The organism is Nibrella saemangeumensis (assembly GCF_039541915.1).
Taxonomy (GTDB): Bacteria; Bacteroidota; Bacteroidia; order Cytophagales; family Spirosomataceae; genus Nibrella; species Nibrella saemangeumensis.
The window spans coordinates 23,133-37,040 of sequence record NZ_BAABHD010000002.1 but is presented as its reverse complement, the minus strand read 5'-3'; the positions used below and the strand labels follow the sequence as shown (position 1 = coordinate 37,040).

The window sequence follows — 13,908 nt, the reverse complement described above, 5'->3', positions numbered from 1 at the left end:
GCGAATTTCCGTTACATAGTCGCCAAATCCAATAGGCTAAGGGAAATTTGTGTGTTTATTTTTTACTATTTCCGCATCGCCTGTTCCAGACTTTGCTTGTAAGGGAAAAAATCCACCTGAAGTGTGTGCCGGGCCGACTGTTTATATCGCCGTTTGTTGCGGGCTGCCTCCGCCTGAATGGATGCCAGCATGGTGTCCCGATCGGGCAGCCGGCACTCACCGGTTATGAGTTTGGCTATCCACCTGGCCTGAAGCTCAGCCAGTGGCATAATGGCTCCCAGTGGTTGAACTAACCCTAAAAAATACAATCCGGGGAAGTCGGGATGCACCACGCGTTGGTATAACTGCAAATCATTGGTCTGTTCGACGTTAAAGAATCCATTTTTGAAGAAGGGGAACGATACCTTATACCCCGTTGCGTAGATGATCATGTCAAAAGATTCATGGCTGCCATCGTCAAACACGACTTCCCTATCCGACAACCCGGCAATATTCGGTTTAAATCGGATAAGCCCCCGGCCGCATAAATTCAGCAGGTCCTGCGAAATAGTTGGATGCTCCGCCAAAAGAGGTCGGGTCGGTTTAGGCACGCCATAAGCTTCCTGACGCCCTCTGGCAAGCCACAGACTAACGCTGAGCAACATTCGTTGCAGGGGCATAGGTAATTTGGCTGTGAGTGGATTTGCCAGGGAGTCGAAGGGCAAGCTCATTAGCCAGTTCGGCAGAATGTAGGCTCCACTGCGGGTTGATATCACTACCTTACCGCCGTGCAGCCGGGCGGCTTCGCAGGCAATATCCACTGCTGAATTACCAATGCCCACGATGAGCAGGTCTTTGCCGGTAATCTGTGCCGGTTCTTTGTAGTCATGGGAGTGGATTACCTCTCCCGTAAACTCACCGGGAAAGGGAGGGTCCGGATAACGGGGATTCCAGTGGTGGCCGTTAGCCACAATTACGTGTTTGTAGGTCTGCTCCAGGCCGGTGTTGGTTCTGACCTGGTATGAGCCGTCCGAATTACGGCTTACTTCGTCAACCGCCGTACGAAACGTAATGTGTTCCCGTACGCCAAAGTGATCGACATAGTCGTCGAAGTAGCGGATTATCTGGCTGTGGTGCGGAAACATCGGGTAATTGCGGGGCATTGGGTAATCGGAGTAAGCCATCACATCCCGGTTCGTGTTTATGTGCAGCGACCGGTACGCCGACGACAGGCCGTTATCATTATTGTAACGCCAGTTGCCGCCGACCTGAGAACCTTTTTCAAAGCAGTGAAACCCAATGCCGTGTTGGTTAAGGGTTTTGGCTGCCGTTATTCCCGAAGCACCGGCTCCAATGATGCAGACTTCAATCTGATTAGGCATATGAGCGAGTAGGTGTTTTCTGAAGAGTACAAAACCTGCGTCTCTGCTAAAGTACAATGTAAGGCTAATAAATACCAGCCGATTGTTCGCACATTGATGAGAGGATTGGGCTGCATAAGAAAAGAAGGGGACACACGCCCCCTTCTTACAAAACTATGTAACGTAATTACCGGCCCAACCCCTCGCTACGGGCCCGTGACCGTATCCGTGCTGCCCTGGCCTGGCTATTGGGGTGGGTAGAAAGGAATTGCGGTACCTGGCCACCCCCGCCCTGCTTCGCTAGTTTTTCAAACGATGTCGCCAAAGGAATGACACTGTAGCCATTCCGCTTCAGGAATTGGTAGCTATAGTCGTCGGCTTCTGTCTCCTGATCGCGGCTGTGCTTGGCGCCCAGCAGGTAATCGGCCACTCCGCTCAACTGGGAGCGGGACAGTCGGCCAACTGCGCCGGATGTCGACGCCAAAGCGTTAATACCGGCCGTCCGCCAGAGGGCACTTTTCATAGCGTCGTGTGAATCTTTGTTCACCACGTGGCCGATTTCATGACCTATAACGGCCAGTATCTCCTGATCGGTCATAATATCCATCAACCCTTGAAAAACGCGCACGCTGCCGTCGGCTGTCGCAAACGCATTGACATCACGGGTCTTATACACCTTGTAATTAATAGGTATACCACCTACCGTGCGGTGACGGCTCACAATGCGGTTTAAGCGCTGAGTGTAAGGATCGCCAGGCCCGGCAATTGGATACTTGGCGTCCATCTGCTGCACGGCCTGCTTTGAATAGGAGGCTACCTGGGAATTGGTCAGGGTAGCCGCGGCCAAAGCCGCTTTACCGGCCTCTACCAGGCCCCCGTTCTGAGCCATAGATACTGCCGGAACCCAGAAAAACAGAAATATGATGCTTGCTATTCGTTTCATACGTAAGTCAGTTGGTTAAAGAATCAACCCTCCTATCTGCTGATAGATATTCTCTTTGACTATAGAAAGGAATAAAAGGTTTAAATGCTTACGGTACGTACAAACAAAAAGCCGGAGCATTGCTCCGGCCTTTATGTGCGACACCAATATGAATATAAAAAATCTTAGTACTCCGTATTCTGCGGATCCCAGTTGGTCCAGCCGGTCGTCCAGTCCTGCGTACCAAAGGCACCGATGAACGTCACGGGGTCAAAACCCTGAGGTAACTGTACACCGCCCGTGAGCAGGGTTGAACTGCTTTGGGGAAGCAGTTTGATGCCGGTTCCCAATGTGTTGTAAGCCGCGTCTAAGCCAAGGGTGCTAACGGCCGGGCGAAACTGATTTTTACGGGCAGCATCGGCCAGACGAACGCTATCGCCGGCTACGACCGCTTTAGTTACACCAGCCAGGACCAGCCCCCGGTAGTCAGCAACGCCATCGACAAAATTCTTCTGCGTAGCCGTCCCTTCCAGTTCCAGACCTCCTCTGGGATAAGCCCCGGCAATAACCGAGTTATAAATACTTACCGCCGTATTCCGGCGCAAACGGAAGGCGGAGCGGTATTTGTTGTTTACCGTACCCGGTGCGATAAAAATGCTCACGTTGGCAAATTTGGCGGCTGTCTGTGGGGCAGCTTCTGAGCCCGAGGCATCGTTGTCCGACTCGAAGCCGTTGGAGTCTGAACAGGAGCACTGATCGGCGACAGACGGGTCGCGCAGGGCGAAGGCATATTGAACATTGCCCCGGTAACCCCAGTCCGTATCAAAATCATCATCGAGTGTCCGGTAAGAAATCAGATGTTTGGCGTTAACGGTTCCCCCAAACCACTCGTAGGCATCGTCACCGCTGTAGGAAATCTGAATGTAATCCAGGGTGGTGCCGGAGCCGACACCGCCTAGGGTCAGGCCGTTGATTTCCTTGTCGGTTTCAAACGCTACACCGGCAAACTCAATCCGGACGTACTTCAGGCTGCCGGAATTATCGGCATCGTTCTCTCCCCCAAAGGTCGATACGTTTTCACCTTCGATGGTGGCCGGGCTTTTATTTACCTTGGCGCGGCCCAGCAGCACAATGCCGCCCCAGTCGCCGTAGTTACGCTGGCCGATGGGTTGATTTGAGGTAAAGATGATCGGCTTCTGGGCGGTACCTTCGGCGATGATCTTCGCACCGGGCTTAACAATCAGCGAGCCCTTTGTCACCTTATCACCCCGGATGATGGTACCAGGCTCAATGGTCAGTGTAGCATTGTTGTCTACGTACACAAAGCCTTCCAGCACGTATTTGTTGCCGGCCGTCCAGGTGGTGTTCTGACTGATGGTACCTTTCACCGTAACCGTCTGCCCCACCGGAGCAACCGTTCCGGGATCAACGCCGTCATCGTCGGTTTTACACGAAACGACCAGGGCTGCCGAACCGAAAAGAGCCAGTAGTGAAAACGTCCAGGTTGTTAGCTTTTTCATTGAGATTGGATTGAGTGAGAGCTATTGGTTTGTGTAGATTGAACTCAGAGTGAGTAACGGAGGCCAAGCATCGAGTAAGAACCCCGGCGGAACTGCTGGTAAGTGCCGTCGGTGCCGGTTACCTTGTTATTGCGGTCCGTGTCCTGAACCAGACGGAATGGCTGGTTCAGCAGGTCCTGTACACTAGCCCGCAATTCCAGATGACGACCAAGTGATTTGATGATGTTGATGTCAATCACATTCCGCGGCATTTCAAAGATGTTGGCGCTTAGTACATTGTCTCCAATGGTGAAGATGCGCGGGCCGATTACATTGTAGAGCACATTGGCCTGAATTCCCCGCTGATCATCATGGTAGAACAGTCCGGCATTCACCAGGTAAGGCGATTGGCCCTGCAGGTACCGGTTCAGCGTGCTGGAGCCCAGGCCGGTCCGTACATCACTATCAATCAGCGACGCATTCAGCGTCAACAAAGTTTTGCTCAGGAAACTATTGCTGGCCGGATTGCCCAGCGCTTTTCGGACTTCTACTTCAACACCCCGGGCGTAGGCCTTCTGGGCATTGGCTACGGTGAAGGCTACCGTACTGCCGTTGTAGAAAATAGCGGCTTCAATGGGATTGGTAAACTGCTTGTTGAACAGGGCTACCGTGACCAGTTCATTCTGGCTGGGGTAATACTCGTAGCGTACGTCGTAGTTCTGGATGGTGGCGTTGGTCAGGTTCGGATTCCCCCGGCGTGAGACGTCAAAGTTGAAGTCGTAGTATGTGCTGGGCGACAACTCGCGGAATTCCGGCCGGTTGACCGTCGTGCTATAAGCGGCTCTGGCTACATGCTTGTCGCTGAACTTGTAGGTCAGGTTAACGGACGGTAGCGGGTTGAAAACAGGCCGGTCAACACGCACCGGGATACCACCACCACGCTCGAAGCTCTGTAGTTGCTGGCGGTTGTATTCGCCCCGGAAGCCAAGCGTACCGCTAAATTTGGGCGATACCGGCCAGTACAGGGAGGCATAGCCGGCGGCCATGAGGTTCTGAGCCTGGTATTTATCATCGAAGTTGGTACCCTCTGAATAGAACACCCGATTGGCGCGCAGGTTTTCCGAGTTGAAGAAGCGCTCCGGCGACAGCGACAGGATCTCGTTAGAAATACGATTCGGGTTAACGATGCCAAACCAGCGGGCTGAGTACTTCCGGCTCTTGCTTTCTACATACGTACCCACGGTCAGCTTGCGCTGCTGGTCGGCAGACTCGGTCTTTTCACCCAGGATACGCTCAAAACTAGCAGCACCCGTACCCACAATTTCACCAAGGCGTGAGTAGAAGCGGGCCGCCTGCTGCAGGGTTGGGCTTTCAAACTGCTGCAGGTTGATGACAAAGGGCTGGTTGGTGCCACTCTCCCGGGTTGACGTGTACCGGCGGAAATCCGGCTCGTTGCGGTAGGTATACCCCAGACCGCCAATTACCCTCAGACGGGTTTTCTCGTTCAGTTCGTGCGTACCGCTCAACTGACCGGCATAGATGCTACGCGCTTCAAAGCGGAACGCTGCGTTGTTGTAGTCCAGGTTATTCTCCAGGTTGGCACCACCGCGGGTAATGGTTTCTTTGTTGCCTAATTGGTTGAAGAGGTTGCGGAACTCTACTTTGGTACGGGGGTTGAAAATAAATGCCCAGTTTGACATAACACCCAGACGGGCATTCTCCTGCAGTAGTTGGTCGTTGAAAGTCTCCGTTTTGCCCGCGTTGAAGTTATAGCGGTTCTGGACAATGGCGTTGTTCAACCGGGAGAGTGAGTAATTGATGTAGGAAGTATTGGTAATCTCAGTGCTGTTGAGGAAGAAGCGACGGCTGAAGTTGATACCTCCCCGCCAATCGGGCGTTACGGTCATGGGTTTCACCGCGTAATAATCGGGCAACTCACGAAAGCGGTTGATGATCGTCTCATAACGGGCGCTGTTGATGACCGCCCGGCGGTTGGGAAAATCATTGGGCAACGTACGGCTGCCGTCTTCGATACCCAGCCAGTCCAAGCGGCCACCAGCATGCGAAAGTGCCGAGGAAAAGGTGCTTCCGTTCCGGTATCCAGTCGAGAAGTTGACCGACAAACTGTTGCCGTCGGGTACGGTCTTGGTGTAAATCTTGATAGCACCCCCGCTGACATCACCTGGCAGGTCGGCAGACGATGATTTGAATACCAGTATCCGGTCAATGGCCGAGCTGGGAATCAGGTCAAAGGAAAAAGATTTCACGTCAACCTCGGTAGAGGGGGTAATGATGTCGTTCAGCAGTACGGTATTGTAGCGTTCGTTCAGCCCGCGCACGACCACAAAGCGGTCATCGGTGATGGATATCCCCGGCACCCGGCGAATAACGGCGGAGGCATCGCGGTCCTGGGTACGCTGGATCTGCTGGGCCGAGATACCGACGGCAATCTGCTGTACCTGTTTGATTTCAGTAATAACGGCGACTTCGGTGTTAGTCGTCTTCTGGGCTCTGATGACAACCTCCTGAAGCGTTTTGTTGTCTTCGTCAAGCGCCGAGTTGATCAGGGTTGTTTTGTCGGCTTCAACCCGGACGTTGGCAATGGTTTTGGTGGCGTAGGAAACGTAGCTGAGCTGGAGTTGGTGAACACCGGCGGGTACTTTTTTGATGTCAAAATTGCCTTCAATATCGGTTACCGAGCCGATGGGCGGATTAGTTCCGACCAGTTGAACGGTGGCGCCAATGATAACTTCGTTGGTTTTGGCGTCTTTAATGGTTCCTTTGATCGAGCCCGTTTGGGCAAAGGACGTTAAGGTGAGTAATATAAGACAGAGTGATAAAACGTTCTTTTTCATATTGGCATTGTAGTCATCGAACATGGCGCAAATGTAGAGCGCGAATGTTACGTCAATGTTATGCCAATATTACGGTAGGGTTATTTTTGGTTCGAGCTATAATTGTCTGATTATTAATGATTTGATTTTTTAATGATTGAAGGGAGATTATCCTCTTACTTCCCAGGTTATCGGTATTTTGTTTCGACTTACTTCTAAAAAGCGGTATATTATTCGGCAATGCCGTTGGGTCGTATGACAGCCGTTTCGCCGGAGTTCTGCAGGAATCCATTCACACACAAATGGCGAATGGAAGTTCCGTCCGTTAACAAAAACGTTGGGATCTGGTCTACGCTTAGCGGTTGGGCAGGTAATTCACCTTCAGTTAGCAGGTGAACAGGATCGGTTGGAAATTCACCTTTAACGGCTTTGCTCAATCGGAAAACCACCACGCCCTCCTGCCGCAAAGCTTCCAAATCTATCTTTTGCAGATCGTTGACAGTCTCTAAAGATCCGGTATGTATACGGGCCGGTACCAGTTGCAGACCGGTGGCGTCTATTTCTTCAAGGCCGTTGAATATGGATAAATCACCAATATCCTCTACTACGCTGCGGTAAAAGAACGGCCGGACGCTGCGCTGGCTTTCGCACGCATTTTCTTCGTAGCGGTTAATCCCTACATCGACCGTGAAGTTTGCTCCGTTCCGATTAATCTGCACGTTCCGGATCAGTACATCGAACAGGTGCGGCCCGTTTTCCGGAATAGCAGCGTATTCCTCAATGGCTTCTTTTTCGTACGATTGGTCGGCAATCGCTTGCAGAGCCATCAGAATAGCCACAAAGTTCAGTTTGCGGAGGTACTGCTTTTCAGGATCATTAGCGTAGCCTCCTGACTCAAGCAGAATAAGCGTAGTTCCCCATTTCTGAATATTATCCCCAAACGCCCGTGGCTCAAATTCGTCATCGAAGCGGCCAATCTGACCGGGAATGAACTGTTGCAACACCCGGTTCATGCCCACAATCAGCCGCATCGATCGCTCCCGAACCGGATTCAACGATCGGTCTTCGTCGTAGGCTGTTGCCAGAAATGTAATGGCCGCCTGTTTGCCGGTTTTGCCAACGCTGTAACGGGGATTCTGATCGTGGAGGTTGAAGCCTACCAGCGGTTGCAGGGTCTGCTGGAGGTTTTTTAAAATGATGGCTTCCGGTGATTGGGTTCGTAACGCATCGCGGTTGAGGTCAATATCCAGCGCATTCCGGCGCTGGAACCGCTCAGCCCCGTCGGGGTTGAGCATCGGTATAAAATAAAGCGTCGTTTTGTTGAGAATAGTAGTCCGGAGGTCATCAAAGCCATCATCTTTTCCCTGTAGAAAATTAAAAATGTCGAACATGGCCATTGTTGCCGTGGCTTCATCACCATGCATCTGCGACCAGAGCAGCACCTTCGCCGGACCGCTCCCCGCCTTTACCTGGTGAATTGACCGTTTCTCTACCGATTCTCCCACCTGGGTTACCTGGAAGATTGGTTGACTGGTTAATTGGTTGAGTAAGGGTAGAACATCTTTGTGTCTGAACCGGCGGTGCGTAAGCGCGGCTTCCCGGAAGATAGTATGTGAATCGTGCAGACGACGGGCCAGCGCCATATCGTCCTGTGCGTAAGCGAAATGCGTCATATCAGTAAAACGGATTGTAAATCCGTTTGGGCGTCAGCCCAATAAACAAATCATTTAAGAAATTTGGCAGGTGTTTTGTTCGGCGCGTTTTACAACTTCTGACCAAGCCAGAAACCAACTGCTGAGGCTAACAGGCAGCAAATCACGTTAAGGCTGATATTAAGAAGAGCGGCTCCCCAGCGGCCATTCTGCAACAGCAGCATAGTATCCATGCTAAAGGTAGAGAACGTGCTTAATCCTCCGCAAAACCCAACGCCCAGCAGCAACCGAAGTTCGTCGCTGCTACCTGACCGGGATAAAGCCCACCCCATTACTATACCAAGTATACCACTGGCCAAGACATTGACCAGCAGAATGGCTGACGGAAACCCAACACCAGAAACGGTAGATGGTATCCAGCGGGCTGCCTGGTAACGCAGCAAACTACCCACTCCTCCCCCGACCAGCACCAGCAGATACGGATTTGTCAGAATCGCTCTCATTGGAGCTTAAACTTACAGGGTTTTAGGCGAAAAACCTTATTTTAGCCGCATATGGCCAAACGTACTCACCTCTCCCGTCTGTTAGGCGTGGGCTTCGGCATTGCCGTTACCATCGGCGGCACCATCGGCACAGGTATCTTACGCCGACCCGGCACCATTGCCGCCGAGCTGGGCGATCCAAAACTGATCATTAGCATCTGGCTTATCGTTGGTCTGTACGCACTGGTTGGCTCCCTGTCTATTATCGAGTTGGGGACAATGCTGCCGAAAGCCGGAGCCTGGTATGTATATGCCCGCCGGGCGTTTGGCAATTACGTTGGTTTTGTCATTGGTCTGGTTAGCTGGCTGGGGAGTACGGCGGCTATGGCTTTTTCGGCTTCGGTGATGAGCGAGTACATAGCGCTGCTTGTTCCAGGTGCCAGTGGACTCATAAAGGGTATGGCGATTGGCATTCTGGTGGCCTTTGTCGCCTTTCACTGGATTGGTGTCCGCCTGGCCAGCCGGGCGCAGGAGGTTATGAGTTTTATAAAGGCAATAGGGCTGCTCTCCTTTGTGGTAGCCTGTTTTGCGTATGATGCACCGGCCAGCGTTCCGGCCGGGTCGTTTAAGCCACTGGCGCAGGGTGGCCTTTGGGTAGGGATTCTGGCTGCGTTGCAATCCGTTTTTTACACCTACGACGGCTGGCATACGGCCGCTTATTTTACCGAAGAAGACGTAAATCCGGATAAAAATCTGCCGCGCTCGATGATGGGCGGGGTGCTGATGATTATTGCTATTTACGTATTGGTCAATCTGGCGCTGCTGTACGTCCTGTCAGTTCCCGAATTGGCGCAGTCCAAACTGCCGGCGGCTGATGCCATCCAGGCGATATACGGGCCGGCCAGCGCCCGGGCCGTTACGTTCCTGCTGATGATTTCGATCATGGGCATTATCAACGCCCAGATTATGTTTAACCCCCGCGTAATTTTCTCCATGGCCCGCGACGGGTTGTTCTTTAAGCAGATTGTCTCTGTCAATGCCGGTGGTACACCTGGTATCGCTATGATCCTAACAGCAGCAACGTCCATCCTCTTTATCCTCACAAATACTTACGAAAAGCTCTCCGATATTGCTACCTTCTTCTTCGTGCTGTGCTACGCATCTGGCTTTGCAGCGTTGATTCGTCTCCGGCAAACGGAGCCTGACTTGAAGCGGCCGTTTCTGGCCTGGGGGTATCCGTTTTCTACCTGGACCCTGCTGATTGCTTCCCTGGCCTTCCTTGTCGGCGTAGTCATTGGCGATCTAAGCAGCAGTCTGTATGCCATTGGCTTTATCCTGATCAGCTATCCGGCATATCGGCTGATTAAGCGGGTTTAGAAACGGTTCCTGACCGTTTCCAGAAAGTCGGCGGAGCGTTTGCGAATTTCGCTCACCGGCTGCACAAAATTGTTGTGCATCATGCTGAACAGGAGGACCTTGCCCTGTCTGGTGACAAGATAGCCGCTGAGGTTATATACTCCACTCATAGAGCCGGATTTAGCGAAGACATACGGCTGGTCGGTCTTATGGAGCGACTTTATTGTACCGGAGCGCCCCCCGGCCGGTAGCAGCTGAAATAAGCGTTGCTGCGGCACTTTAGCGTAAATCTTCTGTAACAGCGTGATCAATTGGTTAGGTGTAAACAGGTTATACCGGGATAAGCCTGAACCATCTACCCAAACCGCCCGACCGGGTAGGTCACCCAAATGTTTAGTGAGTGTTTGCTGAATAGCCCATTGTGTATTTAAGGTATCGCTGACGGAGGAAGCGAGTAGCAATAGATGGTCGGCCAGCATGTTATCGCTGACGACGAGCATCCGCTTGTACAGCGAGTCGGCTGGTAAACCGTACACTACCGCAGCCGAACGGTCAAATGGTTTGTTAATTAGCTGCACCTCACGCTTCAGGGTATCGGCCAGCAGCTTTGCCGCTAACGCAGGTGTCCAGTGAAAAGGCACATCCCGCTGGAAAGGCTTATTGGCCGCCGGACGAACAAACTGATTTGCCCACTCGGCTCTGCGCATTGTATTGGGTTCTTTTGAATTGGTTGACCGTGTTACACTGTCGGCGAAAAAGCGGGGATTTACATAAAAGTTCGGTACCCGGTCAGGCGCTGTGAACCGCACAATATTACCATAAATGGGAAACGGCGTTACCTCAGTTGAGTAGTAGTCGTTATAATCATCCCACGACCAACCGGGCCCGAACCGGGCTCCTGAGAAATGACTAACAGACAGAAACAGCTTTTCGGGCCGATTTCGCAGAAAGCGTAGCGTGGCCGTGTCGGGTAGGTCCGGATTCAGCAGCAGCGGATTACCGGTACCCCAAAAAATCAAGGAATCACCCTGTACCACGTACCGCAACGCCGGAATAGAATCGCCGAGGGCCATTAATCCTGCATAGAAACTGAACAGTTTTGTATTGGATGCCGGTACAAAATGCTGGTTGGCGTTGTGCTGCACCAGCGTTTGCTGCCGAACCGGGTCATACAAGGCAAAGCCGGTCAGATGGTCGGTATACGCGGGATTTCGCTGAAGATCCCGACTAATGCGCCGGGCGGGTGAGCAACTTAGGATTGAGAAAAGCAGGAGAGCCAGAAGGAGGTACTTTACCATACCTCAAAAAAACGAAAAACCGGCGATATTTTTTGTCATCCCGACAAAGGAGGGATCTTAGCGGTTAACCTACCAGTAAGATCCCTCCTTTGTCGGGATGACAAATTAAGCCTCAGACTCCTTTTTCAACACCAGTGATACTGAGTTCAGACAATACCGCAATCCCGTCGGTGGCGGACCGTCGTTAAAGACGTGGCCAAGGTGGGCGTCGCAGACGTTGCAGAGTACCTCAATGCGGCTCATGCCGTAGCTGAAGTCTTTTTCGTGGCGGATGCGGTCGGCCTCAATAGGTTCGGTGAAACTGGGCCAGCCGGTACCCGAATCAAACTTGGTTTTGGACTCGAACAGCTCGGTGCCGCAGCATACGCAGGCGTAGGTACCGGGATCTTTAGCCTCGCAGTACTCGCCCGTAAACGCCCGCTCGGTGCCTTTCTGCCGGGTAACGCGGTATTGCTCCGGCGTCAGCATCCGTCGCCATTCTTCGTCCGATTTGATAACTTTCTCAATCATAGTACGTAGCGCAGTTGTTCTGCAAAGTTGTGTAACACATAAACAAATCCCTATCAATTTTGTCTCGGGTTGGCCGTAACTTAGCGACGTTGGGAGAGGGACTATGACCATTCGGCAGATATTACAGCAATTCTGGGGGTATCCATCGTTTCGTCCGCTGCAGGAAGACATTATCACTGCGGTATTGGACGGGCACGATACGCTGGTGTTGCTCCCTACCGGTGGCGGAAAATCGATTTGCTTTCAGGTGCCGGCATTGGCTATGAAGGGTGTTTGCCTGGTAATAACCCCGCTGATTGCCCTCATGAAAGACCAGGTGGAGCAGTTGCGCCGGCGGGGTATTCCGGCGGCGGCCATTTACTCCGGCATGCACTGGCGGGAGATTGATGCCGCGCTCGACAACTGCATCTACGGTAACACCAAATTCCTCTACGTATCGCCCGAGCGGCTTCGAACCGAAATTATGATGGAGCGGGTGAAGCAGATGGATGTCTGTCTGCTGGCCGTCGACGAAGCCCACTGTATCTCCGCCTGGGGGTATGACTTCCGGCCACCTTACCTGCAAATTGCCGAGTTTCGCACGCTCATTCCCGAGACACCGGTTATTGCTCTGACGGCCTCGGCTACGCCCGATGTGCAGGCCGATATTCAGGAGAAACTGGAGATGCGGAATCCGCAGGTATTCCGGCAGACATTTGCCCGGCCTAATCTGTCGTACTCAGCCATTCTGGAAGAAGGCAAGGAGGGACGGCTGCTGAAAGTCCTGAAAGGTGTGCCCGGCAGCGGTATTGTATATGTCCGCAGCCGCCGGCAAACCCAGCAGGTAGCGGAGTTTCTCTACCGAAATGGCATTGGCGCCGATTATTACCATGCCGGTCTGACCAACCGCCAGCGCTCCGACAAACAGGATGCCTGGCTCAATGATAAGACGCGCATCATGGTCGCGACCAATGCCTTCGGTATGGGTATCGATAAACCAAACGTGCGCGTAGTGGTTCACCTCGATGTCCCCGACAACCTTGAAGCTTATTACCAGGAAGCCGGCCGGGCTGGGCGCGACGGGCAGAAAGCCTACGCCGTGCTGCTCTACAATCAGGCAGACCTCACTACCGTTGAATTCAGAACCGAGCAGCAGTACCCGCCAGTGGACCTGATTCGTCGGGTATATCAGGCGCTGGGCAATTACACGGCCATGCCGGCCGGTGGGGGGGAGTTCAGCAGCTTTGATTTTGACATCAATTCCTTTGCCAGTACGTTTCAACTCCCGCCAACAGAGACGCATTATGCGCTGAAACAACTGCAACACGAAGGCTTCATTGAGTTGAGTGAAGGTTTTTACCACCCGTCTAAGCTGATGATGGCCATTGACCACCGGCAGTTGTACGAGTTTCAGGTGCTGAACCCGCATTTTGATTCGTTCCTGAAACTGGTGTTGAGGTTGTACGGGGGCGAATTGTTCACGGGTATGCTAACGATCTCCGAATCGGCAATGGCTAGGGCCTTTCTGGTTTCTGAATCAGAGATTGTGACCATGCTGGAGCAGTTGCACCAGCGCAACATTGTCTATTACGAAAAGCAAAAAGATAAGCCGCAACTCACCTTTCTGACGCCCCGCTTCGATGCCGGTCAGCTTCCACTGAATATTCTGGAACTGGAGCAAAGCAAACAGCGTGCACTAGCCAAAGTGCGGGCAGCCGTGCAATACGCGCAGCATCCGGTGCAGTGCCGTACCCGATTGTTACAGGCTTATTTTGGCGAGGAGCCCGCCGACGCCTGTGGTATCTGCGACAACTGCCTGAAGAACAAACGCCGGAGCGGAGCCGATGTCTCGTCTGTGCGGGAGCAGGTCCGGCAGTACGTAGCCCGCACCAATGGCCAGGGGCTCTCACCCCGACAGCTCTCCGACTTCTTTACCTCCGCTGACGCCGATGCGTTAGCCCAGACCGTCCGGCAGATGCTAGCCGAGGAGGAGTTACGGTACAATCCGGGGGGGAATCTGATGCTGAACGGCTGAT

10 protein-coding genes are annotated in these 13,908 nt (G+C 52.8%); 2 read left to right on the top strand and 8 right to left on the bottom strand.

The genetic code is table 11. The features are described 5' to 3' along the window. Positions 1 to 65 precede the first annotated feature (65 nt). The 6 genes from ABD949_RS00635 to crcB form a co-directional block, all read right to left on the bottom strand. Positions 66 to 1,361, bottom strand: coding sequence for a flavin-containing monooxygenase (locus ABD949_RS00635; RefSeq protein WP_345239622.1), 1,296 nt, complete (start codon positions 1,359 to 1,361; stop codon positions 66 to 68). Positions 1,362 to 1,527: 166 nt separating this feature from the next. Next, the gene (locus ABD949_RS00630; RefSeq protein ID WP_345239620.1) at positions 1,528 to 2,283 is read right to left on the bottom strand and encodes a M48 family metalloprotease; all 756 of its coding nucleotides are present in this window, start codon (positions 2,281 to 2,283) and stop codon (positions 1,528 to 1,530) included. Positions 2,284 to 2,447: 164 nt separating this feature from the next. Beyond that, complete coding sequence (locus ABD949_RS00625) at positions 2,448 to 3,782, bottom strand: T9SS C-terminal target domain-containing protein (RefSeq protein ID WP_345239618.1); 1,335 nt, start codon at positions 3,780 to 3,782, stop codon at positions 2,448 to 2,450. 44 nt (positions 3,783 to 3,826) lie between these two features. Further along, positions 3,827 to 6,616, bottom strand: coding sequence for a TonB-dependent receptor (locus tag ABD949_RS00620; RefSeq protein ID WP_345239617.1), 2,790 nt, complete (start codon positions 6,614 to 6,616; stop codon positions 3,827 to 3,829). A gap of 209 nt (positions 6,617 to 6,825) precedes the next feature. Beyond that, positions 6,826 to 8,268: a M14 family zinc carboxypeptidase gene (locus ABD949_RS00615; RefSeq protein ID WP_345239615.1), complete on the bottom strand. Its 1,443-nt coding sequence runs from the start codon at positions 8,266 to 8,268 to the stop codon at positions 6,826 to 6,828. A gap of 89 nt (positions 8,269 to 8,357) precedes the next feature. Next, positions 8,358 to 8,750, bottom strand: a complete 393-nt coding sequence (gene crcB, locus ABD949_RS00610) for a fluoride efflux transporter CrcB (protein ID WP_345239614.1) — start codon at positions 8,748 to 8,750, stop codon at positions 8,358 to 8,360. Positions 8,751 to 8,801: 51 nt separating this feature from the next. Between crcB and ABD949_RS00605 the strand changes: the two genes are divergently transcribed. Continuing rightward, entirely contained in the window at positions 8,802 to 10,106 is a 1,305-nt protein-coding gene (locus ABD949_RS00605; RefSeq protein ID WP_345239613.1) for an APC family permease, read from the top strand. On the opposite strand, the gene dacB is transcribed toward ABD949_RS00605, so the two are convergent. Both dacB and msrB read right to left on the bottom strand, forming a co-directional pair. Further along, the gene (gene dacB / locus ABD949_RS00600; RefSeq protein ID WP_345239612.1) at positions 10,103 to 11,383 is read right to left on the bottom strand and encodes a D-alanyl-D-alanine carboxypeptidase/D-alanyl-D-alanine endopeptidase; all 1,281 of its coding nucleotides are present in this window, start codon (positions 11,381 to 11,383) and stop codon (positions 10,103 to 10,105) included. The genes ABD949_RS00605 and dacB overlap by 4 nt on opposite strands. Positions 11,384 to 11,488: 105 nt before the next feature. After that, complete coding sequence (msrB, locus tag ABD949_RS00595) at positions 11,489 to 11,893, bottom strand: peptide-methionine (R)-S-oxide reductase MsrB (RefSeq protein WP_345239610.1); 405 nt, start codon at positions 11,891 to 11,893, stop codon at positions 11,489 to 11,491. Between the two features lie 103 nt (positions 11,894 to 11,996). Here msrB and ABD949_RS00590 point away from each other — a divergent pair, with 103 nt between their 5' ends. Next, positions 11,997 to 13,907 (top strand): RecQ family ATP-dependent DNA helicase, encoded by a 1,911-nt coding sequence (locus ABD949_RS00590; protein WP_345239609.1) that lies wholly within the window; start codon positions 11,997 to 11,999, stop codon positions 13,905 to 13,907. Position 13,908: the final 1 nt, after the last annotated feature.

Bases quoted from the DNA above. Each gene is read 5' to 3' on its own strand.
- ABD949_RS00635 (WP_345239622.1), bottom strand. From the start codon at position 1,361: ATGCCTAATCAGATTGAAGTCTGCATCATTGGAGCCGGTGCTTCGGGA.
- ABD949_RS00630 (WP_345239620.1), bottom strand. From the start codon at position 2,283: ATGAAACGAATAGCAAGCATCATATTTCTGTTTTTCTGGGTTCCGGCA.
- ABD949_RS00625 (WP_345239618.1), bottom strand. From the start codon at position 3,782: ATGAAAAAGCTAACAACCTGGACGTTTTCACTACTGGCTCTTTTCGGT.
- ABD949_RS00620 (WP_345239617.1), bottom strand. From the start codon at position 6,616: ATGAAAAAGAACGTTTTATCACTCTGTCTTATATTACTCACCTTAACG.
- ABD949_RS00615 (WP_345239615.1), bottom strand. From the start codon at position 8,268: ATGACGCATTTCGCTTACGCACAGGACGATATGGCGCTGGCCCGTCGT.
- crcB (WP_345239614.1), bottom strand. From the start codon at position 8,750: ATGAGAGCGATTCTGACAAATCCGTATCTGCTGGTGCTGGTCGGGGGA.
- ABD949_RS00605 (WP_345239613.1), top strand. From the start codon at position 8,802: ATGGCCAAACGTACTCACCTCTCCCGTCTGTTAGGCGTGGGCTTCGGC.
- dacB (WP_345239612.1), bottom strand. From the start codon at position 11,383: ATGGTAAAGTACCTCCTTCTGGCTCTCCTGCTTTTCTCAATCCTAAGT.
- msrB (WP_345239610.1), bottom strand. From the start codon at position 11,893: ATGATTGAGAAAGTTATCAAATCGGACGAAGAATGGCGACGGATGCTG.
- ABD949_RS00590 (WP_345239609.1), top strand. From the start codon at position 11,997: ATGACCATTCGGCAGATATTACAGCAATTCTGGGGGTATCCATCGTTT.